This window comes from Alteromonas sp. CyTr2 (assembly GCF_947311905.1).
Classification (GTDB): Bacteria; Pseudomonadota; Gammaproteobacteria; order Enterobacterales; family Alteromonadaceae; genus Alteromonas; species Alteromonas macleodii.
In genome coordinates this window covers 1-5,793 of the sequence record NZ_CAMZMZ010000065.1, presented here as the reverse complement: position 1 = coordinate 5,793, position 5,793 = coordinate 1, and the positions used below count along the sequence as shown (strand labels likewise).

The following is a 5,793-nucleotide window of genomic DNA, read 5'->3' as shown; positions in this document are numbered from 1 at the left end:
AAATCAATATGAGGCTGACATGGCTAACTTACAAAAAGCGGCTTAACTGGGTTGTGTGATTTTGGTTGACCACGTCATTCCATACCCGAAGATGTGCTCAAGGACTGCATCGGTTCTTTAGCGCAATCCCGCGAATTGCTAATAGGTGCAATAGATTTTGCCATTGCTGGAATATAGCTTTCAATAACAACTCAGATAGGTGGGTATACAGAAACATGCCTGTCTTGTTTAGCTTTTATTTTTCTCACGAACGCTAAATAGTCCTAACCATAGTAACAATAATGATATCGCCAGTTGCTTAAATAGATAAGAGTAATATCCCCGGTGTTCATCTTTGACAAAAGTAAATTTACCGTCGATTGCAACACTCGTGGTTACTGTCTCATAAACGTTGTAAACAAAAGGAATTGACGCTAACAGGAAAAATATCCGTAAAGACCATATGTACTTTTTATCAACGTGATATTTAATCAACTTCAATTTAATTACCTGCTATCTTTCGCTTTTAATAAGATCTTTGTGGGCACAAACATGCCTGTCTTGTTTAGCTTCGAGAAACAGGTAAAGCTTCTAAATTCTTAACGAAAGAGGACCTAAACTCATCCCAAAGTAAGTGCAATGCGATTTAATCCCTTATGATAGTTTTTAAAAGTTCGATAGTTTCTATAGATCGCTTCTCTGAAAAAGCTCTATCTTGATATTTTCTTCTTGGCCGTATCATCTCATTTATATTGATTGGATAGTAATAACTTTGCAATATCTCTAATAGCTTAGTCCGCCTTTCAGATTAAAATTAACTTTGTAAAAAGATGACTGTCTTGTTTAGTATTTTTAGTCTTCTAATTCAGCTTATTGATCCCTTATCTCAGAAACTTTAATTGTAAAGCCCTGTAATTTATTTCCATTAAGTAATTTATCGATCTCGTGGTAGTACTCTTCAGTAGCGAATGGGGATATGTAGACTTCATGGATTAGCTCATTAATATCGACCTTAACATTTCGTCCAAAATGAATATTATAAGGTGGAGCAGTGCCACCTTCTGAAAGCGGATAATTTAGAACAAATAAACGAAGTTCTTTCTCGAAATCATAGAACGGCTTCTTGGTGGTAACAACTGACAGTCTAGATAGCTCATCATTATTTAGGTGTTTTTTATACTTTACCTTTCCTATAAAAAACTCTTCAGGATACTCATCTTTACCTTTTTCGATAGAGCGTCTCAACTTACTTACGGTGCTCCTAATAGCTATACCGTTCTTTTCACCACCAAGATATATCTTCCATAATGCATAGGACTCGTGAGGACTTGTAGACCAACAATTTATCAAGACAAGATCTTTCATTGGATTTGTAGACCAATTGAAAGAAGCCATTTCCTCTTCAAGGTCTCGCCCCTGAAAGCCTTGTTTCTTCAGTTCTGCTCTTTTTCTTTGCTCAACACTGTCAGGTAAAGAAACTTCATATTGATCCGTCAATTTATTTGCGTTTGGAAAGAACAATGTTGAGCTCTCAATAAATTTTTGAAATTTCCATGTATTCATGTAGCGCCAGACTGTTGAATTACCATGTGGAACTTCCAAATGTTCACTTTTTCGGTACTTCATTTTAACCAGATCCCTCTTAATGCAGGAATTACTCACTCTGCTAAATTTGTACATCTATGTTAAGCGTATGTCGTATTCATACTCATAAAGATGCCTGTCTTGTTTAGTCATGTCTTGTTTAGTCCTCACCTAGAGCAATACGCGCACAATCAACAACAGCAACGGGTTCAAGGCCGACAAAGTGCAAGGCGATTACTCGGTTAGCTTTGCAGCTCAGTAAAGAGCAAGACGGGCACAAGATTTAAAACTTTATAGCGAAAGATGCCTACGCAAACATGCCTGTCTTGTTTAGCTATGCTGTGACTCGCTTGCGATTACGAGGTACAAAATTTTGTCCTTAATAACCCGAGCGACATACTCAAGTTCTTTGTCTGTCAAAGACTTATTCATACACGACCTAATTGCCTAAATAACTTACTGAAATGATAAGCTATTGTTCGCTATAATTGTTAACCCATTGGGCGGAACATACATGCTCTTTTTGATGAGAAGGATTCTCTTACCGCAAGTCTTTGCCTTCGATCTGTTGGGTTTATTAGTTTTTTTGCTCACGTTTAGTTAGTTGTATTAAAGCTTGAGTCTTAAACGCTTTTGATAGTCTTCGTAATCTAAACCAAGCAAATATAGAGATTATAAATATAGTAACACTTAAGTTAACAGCTATATGTTGCGTATCACCAGTGAATGTTAAATGAGAGATAAGACCGCAGGCGAATGAATTTAAAGCCATCCCTCTAGCAATACGATCCCTACTTATATAAGCCTCCATTGTCTTAATAGTGTCAGATGGAGAATACGATAAAATTTCCGCACTTCGTTTATAGGGTTCTGATTTAGAAGTACCTACCAATAAATTCAACAGCCATTTTAACCACCTAGGACAGGAAAAGCGTTTTGAAATAAACTCGGCTATATTACTAAATCTTTTTAGCAAATAAGATGATGAAACATCTACATATATTCCAAATACGTAAGCAATCGGAAAAACACAAATAACTATGACCTCTTTGTAAGCTTTAATATTTTCAGCGGAGATCTCTACATATTGTCTAGAATACAAGCCTATCCATATCAAGGATATGATTCCAGTTATCAGATACTCGATTAATGCCGCAGCGTATTTCATTAATACCTCCTAAGAATCAAATCTGCATACGTGAATGGATTGGAGACAAGAGCAAGACAAGCACTAAATTTATAACTCAGTACACAAAGGTGCCTGTCTTATTTAGTTCTTTTAAACTCTCCTTTTAAATGCTTGATAAAAAGGCACAAAGATGCCTGTCTTGTTTAGTAGTTTATGTTAGTATTCGCTGCACCTACTTCGTTTAAAATTACCAATTTTTTCGTAATTACTCATATCAGTGTCACTAAAAAAATCTTGAAATGATTCATTAAGACTTAATTTTTTGTCAGATATAACCTGATTATGATCTGGAGTTAAGAAGAGTACAGATATTTTTGCCTGGTCTTTTTTGTTATTTTCTAATGAAGCACAATCAAAAGTGCTACTGAAATCAAATTGATGCCCTAGCTTATAGGCCTTTATTTTCAGTCCATCATTACCAAAGCTTTTTTCACTTTGAAAGTAAAGGAAACCAGATAATAAAAGTGAACTAACAATGAAGCATATAGAGTTCCATTTTATTACCTTACTATATTTATATTCGGTAGTTACTCCTATCAGCACTAAAATGGACCAAGCACTTATACAAAAGAAAACCCACTTGAGTGTCAATATAAATGTTACAGGAGTCAGCAAAGCCATTGTGTATGGCAAATAACTCCCATCAACGTTGAAAACTTCGTTGATCACCGATGCTGCCTTAGAGCCACTTATTATTAGCGTGTAGGATATTGCTACTGTTGAAAATAATTTCATACTTTTATACTTCCAGAGGAACTGGAAGGTATCAGAGTTTTCGAAAGACATACCTATAAAGAGCATCATCCCCAATAAACCTACATATATTGGAACTAATTGATATTGTCTGGTCGCGTCAAATTCTGAAAGTAGCTGAGGACCAAAAAACAGTCCTATTAAGCTTAAAGCTCCTATAATACCAGTGGCGAAAGCTCTAGTTTCTTTTTCCTTTTCTAATAGAATTTCTTTCTCTGATTTTTTTATTTTATTACTTTCCATAGTGAAACCTTAAACTTCTCAGAATACTAAGACCCGTATAACGGGCCAAAATACGTAGGCTACAATACCAAGCGAAGCGCGGGGGGCCTACGTGTCTTTATCCTTAGCGAGCGGAGCGAGTGTTAATGCGCTTGTTAGTAACCATCTATAAATCAGCTTGAATACTCTCAATTGAAACTATTCTGGATAATAAAATTTTCAAATCCGCAGCTGGAAAATGATCAAGCTCAGTTTGAATGAAGTTAACGATCCCTGGAATATCAGAGTCACTTTTTACAAAAATGTACTTTATATCATCGGGCGTAAATTTTAAGGATGTATGCTCAAGTGTTTTTGCGTTTTCTGCATTAAGCGTGTCTTCATCATCGAATTTATCTTTAAACATATATGGCTTAATGTTTTCATTTTTCGGAACAAATCGCCACTCTGACTCCTGATAAAATTCTTTTTCTACAGGTTTTCCGTCCACTAACATGTTTCCATCTGATGGCTTTATGTGCATATAGATATAGCGCATCGTTTCTTTAGCCTCTTTTATATCGTCATCTGTTTTACACTTTCCCGCATGCTTATTAAGGGAGCGGATTTCAGATGAGAGATTATTTGATGAAGCGAGATACAAAAGCGGATTGAGGCTGTTTTTATTCGCCCAATCTTTGGTCATACCAAGGCCAAAGGAACCATAAAACCCCACATGCTCTGATATTCTACTTAGTGGAATATCACAAAAGCAGACCATAGGGAATGCAATATAATCCGCATCTGACTGATCTACCCAACGAATATCTTCTAAACAGTACCGTGGCCAAAAACCATTTTTTAATATTTTCTCTAACGTTTCTTTTCCTTTAGTAAAATGAAACAGAGTATGTGATTTTGGTGCCATCATAATCCTTTATAAATGTTTGGAGTGGTTACTAACGCCAAGCTAAGCGGCGCAGCTTTGCTGCGTCCTTGCTTGAGCGCCTTGTTAGAACGTTTACTGACCTAGCCAAGCAAAAAATGATTCGTTTGCCCAGCCACCTGAAGGCGTTGAAGGGCGCGATGGTCTAGAGGGCCTAGATGGTCTGGAAGGGCGCGACGGCCTTGACGCTCGTGATGCTCTTGAGGGTCTAGAAGGTCTAGATGTACCCTTTACTGGTTCTTTTGGATTCCAAGCAATTGGTTGACCTGACTGGTTTAAACAAAGCAAGCCATTTACTGGGCCGAGCCAATTTCCGGATTCACTAGACCAAGCATGTCCATTACGAATGTAAGCCACCCAATTCATATCAGTATCGAAAATATGAGCATTAGGACTAAGCCACGCGACTAAATCGCTATCTCTATCAAACAATGGGAATAGCATTTTCTCTCCTTGAAGTTCTAACAGCTTACTCGCCCCCAAACCGTCATGCTAATCCACATCATTTTCGGGAACCTGTCCTTGTATTTAGAACTACAATACCTCACAACCAACAGAAAAATAAAGAAAAACCTCACTGCCGTTTATCACGCACATATTAAAATCACCAAATCAGCGCACAGACTCCACAACTGCATTCCCCCACCCCAAAACCAAAAAAGCCAGCATAAGCTGGCTTCAAAACACAAAAACAAGTTTTGTCCTATCTAAAAACTACTTCCCCTGCCTAGCAGCCAGCTTCTCCAACTGCTCATCAGTAGCAGGAAGCTGGTGCTTCTCTTTCCACTCTGAATATGGCATTTTGTATACCACTGCGCGCGCGGCTTCGTAGTCGATATCAGCGCCCTGCTCGCTTGCAGCCGCCGAATACCATTTTGCTAAGCAGTTACGGCAGAAATCGGCCAAAATCATCAGGTCAATGTTCTGAACGTCTTTATTCGCGTCTAGGTGTTCTACTAAGCGGCGGAATACTGCTGCTTCTACTTCGGTTTGCGTTTGCTTATCCATTATCTAATACCTCTTAAAAGCGCTTTTCGTTATAGGTTGGATGTGAGGGTTAAAGAGTGTCCGTCCGGTAATCCCCACATTCAATTCATAGGTCAGCTACGGCATGGTGTTCTTTTTTGCTAAGGAGAATGAC

5 protein-coding genes are annotated in these 5,793 nt (G+C 37.9%); all 5 read right to left on the bottom strand.

The annotated features are described in order from the left end of the window. Positions 1–849 precede the first annotated feature (849 nt). Entirely contained in the window at positions 850–1,605 is a 756-nt protein-coding gene (locus tag QME20_RS19370; RefSeq protein WP_281716494.1) for a hypothetical protein, read from the bottom strand. A 535-nt stretch (positions 1,606–2,140) separates the two neighbouring features. After that, a complete protein-coding gene (locus QME20_RS19365; protein WP_281716493.1) occupies positions 2,141–2,731 on the bottom strand; it encodes a hypothetical protein in 591 nt (196 codons plus the stop codon). Positions 2,732–2,908: 177 nt separating this feature from the next. Then, positions 2,909–3,748 (bottom strand): hypothetical protein, encoded by an 840-nt coding sequence (locus QME20_RS19360; RefSeq protein WP_281716492.1) that lies wholly within the window; start codon positions 3,746–3,748, stop codon positions 2,909–2,911. Positions 3,749–3,893: 145 nt separating this feature from the next. After that, on the bottom strand, positions 3,894–4,637 hold the full coding sequence (locus QME20_RS19355) for an abortive infection system antitoxin AbiGi family protein (RefSeq protein WP_281716491.1): 744 nt from the start codon (positions 4,635–4,637) through the stop codon (positions 3,894–3,896). A 729-nt stretch (positions 4,638–5,366) separates the two neighbouring features. Next, positions 5,367–5,660: a DUF1244 domain-containing protein gene (locus QME20_RS19350; protein ID WP_281716490.1), complete on the bottom strand. Its 294-nt coding sequence runs from the start codon at positions 5,658–5,660 to the stop codon at positions 5,367–5,369. Positions 5,661–5,793 lie beyond the last annotated feature (133 nt).